This window comes from Pseudomonas sp. PS01303 (genome assembly GCF_029959385.1).
Classification (GTDB): Bacteria; Pseudomonadota; Gammaproteobacteria; order Pseudomonadales; family Pseudomonadaceae; genus Aquipseudomonas; species Aquipseudomonas rustica.
Genome location: NZ_JASCPK010000299.1, coordinates 1 through 1897 on the forward strand (window position 1 = coordinate 1; position 1897 = coordinate 1897).

The 1897-nt window shown below is 56.9% G+C and carries 2 protein-coding genes; one reads left to right on the forward strand and one right to left on the reverse strand.

Going from position 1 to position 1897, the window contains the following annotated elements; genetic code table 11:
- Window positions 1–103: 103 nt before the first annotated feature.
- A complete protein-coding gene (locus tag QMX93_RS30635) occupies window positions 104–778 on the reverse strand; it encodes a hypothetical protein (protein ID WP_053121884.1) in 675 nt (224 codons plus the stop codon).
- Between the two features lie 342 nt (window positions 779–1120).
- On the opposite strand from QMX93_RS30635, the gene QMX93_RS30640 reads away from it, so the two are divergent.
- The gene (locus QMX93_RS30640; RefSeq protein ID WP_212545685.1) at window positions 1121–1819 is read left to right on the forward strand and encodes a glutathione binding-like protein; all 699 of its coding nucleotides are present in this window, start codon (window positions 1121–1123) and stop codon (window positions 1817–1819) included.
- The last annotated feature ends 78 nt before the right edge of the window (window positions 1820–1897 follow it).

Sequence of the window (1897 nt, forward strand, 5' to 3'; positions counted from 1 at the left end):
TTGACTGGCCTCATCGCGAGCTGGCTCACTCCTACAGGGGGAACGCATTTCAACTGTAGGAGTGAGCCTGCTCGCGATGGGGCCGGGTCAGACAACAAATGACTCAGGTCGGACAAGTTTCCTTGCCATGATCCAGCCCCTGCTTGTAGCTGTGGCTCTGCAAACTGGCCTTACCGTTGTGCCAAGTCAACGTCAGCACATACAACGAATCGAAATCGTCGCCCGACCAGTCATCGGTAATGCTTTGCTTACCGCCCACCGCGTTGCCCGCGACTTTATTGATCAGTTCCGGCAAATAACCGTGTGACCAAGCCGTGTAGATCGTCGAGTTGTGATACTTGTCGGCCGTCAGTTCGCGGGCCAGATCGCTGGTGTCATTGGCGGAAAACTCGATGTTCACCGGCAAACCGAGCTTGATCGCCGCCGGGCTGATGGTCATCAGCGGGCGAATGTAGCTGTAAGAGTTGTCCAGCTCGCCTTCTTCGACATTGCGCGTCGGGTTGGCGGCGAATACGTAATCGGCCTTGCCGAATTTTTCCGGGAGCAGGGTCGACAGATCGATGGCGCGGTTCAGGCCCTGGCAATTAAGCTGGCCGAGACCGCCCTCGGGTTTTTCCGCGTGGCGCAGGAACACCAGGGTCTGCGTACCGTCCGCCGGTTGCGCGCGACTTTCACTGGATTCAAGCGACAGGAACAGCGCGCTGACCGCCATCAACGACGGCAGGATCATGTACGCGCGATGTTTGAAATGTTTGGCGAAACGCATAAGGTTCGTCATCAAATAAAAGGTTCTTCAGCATGTCCGGTTAAGGCTGACAAACCTTTACACCGCGGGCTTCCAGCGCCGGGTGTGTTCCCTGTCGTATTGCTCTTCCATTGCGAAAGGCTTAGCTCAGAGTCCTCTGAACCCGATTTGGTTCGATTTTCTCGAGTGCGCAGCACTCTAACGGCAACCACGAATGGCTAGGTGGAAGGTTAACGACAGAATGTTACGGTTCATGCAGGAGCTGCCGAAGGCTGCGATCTTTTGACCTTGCTTGAAGGCTCAAGATCAAAAGATCGCAGCCTGCGGCAGCTCCTACATTATGATCAGGCTTTCATTTGTGACTGGATGCTTCCCATGACCGATCTGTCCGCGTTCCCGATCACCCAGAAATGGCCGGCGCAGTACCCTGACTGGATTCAGCTCTATTCCCTGCCGACCCCCAACGGCGTCAAGGTCTCGATCATGCTCGAAGAGATCGGCCTGCCTTACGAGCCGCACCGCGTGGGTTTCGACACGCAGGATCAAATGTCCCCCGAGTTCCTGTCGCTGAGCCCGAACAACAAGATCCCGGCGATCCTCGACCCTCACGGCCCGCAAGGCGAGCCACTGCCATTGTTCGAATCCGGCGCGATCCTGATCTATCTCGCCGACAAAAGTGGCCAGTTGTTGGCTCAGGAAGGCGCGCTGCGCTATGAGACCATCCAGTGGCTGATGTTCCAGATGGGCGGTATCGGGCCGATGTTCGGTCAACTGGGTTTCTTCAACAAATTCGCCGGCAAGGATTACGAAGACAAGCGCCCGCGCGATCGTTACGTCGAAGAGAGCAAGCGTCTACTTAACGTGCTCAACGGCCGCCTCGAAGGCCGCGACTGGATCATGGGCGAGCGCTACACCATCGCCGACATCGCCACGTTCCCGTGGGTGCGTAACTTGATCGGGTTTTATGAAGCCGGAGATCTGGTGGGGATTCAGAACTTCCCGAACGTCACGCGCGTGCTGGAGAAATTCCTCGCCCGCCCAGCCGTCGTCCGCGGCCTGACCATCCCCTCCTGACACCCCTATCCCCTGTAGGAGCTGCCGAAGGCTGCGATCGTTTGATGTTTGTTGTTAAATGCAAGATCAAAAGATCGC

What these genes read in the sequence shown, in the direction of transcription:
- QMX93_RS30635 (WP_053121884.1), bottom strand. Translation starts at nt 778, where the DNA reads ATGACGAACCTTATGCGTTTCGCCAAACATTTCAAACATCGCGCGTAC.
- QMX93_RS30640 (WP_212545685.1), top strand. Translation starts at nt 1,121, where the DNA reads ATGACCGATCTGTCCGCGTTCCCGATCACCCAGAAATGGCCGGCGCAG.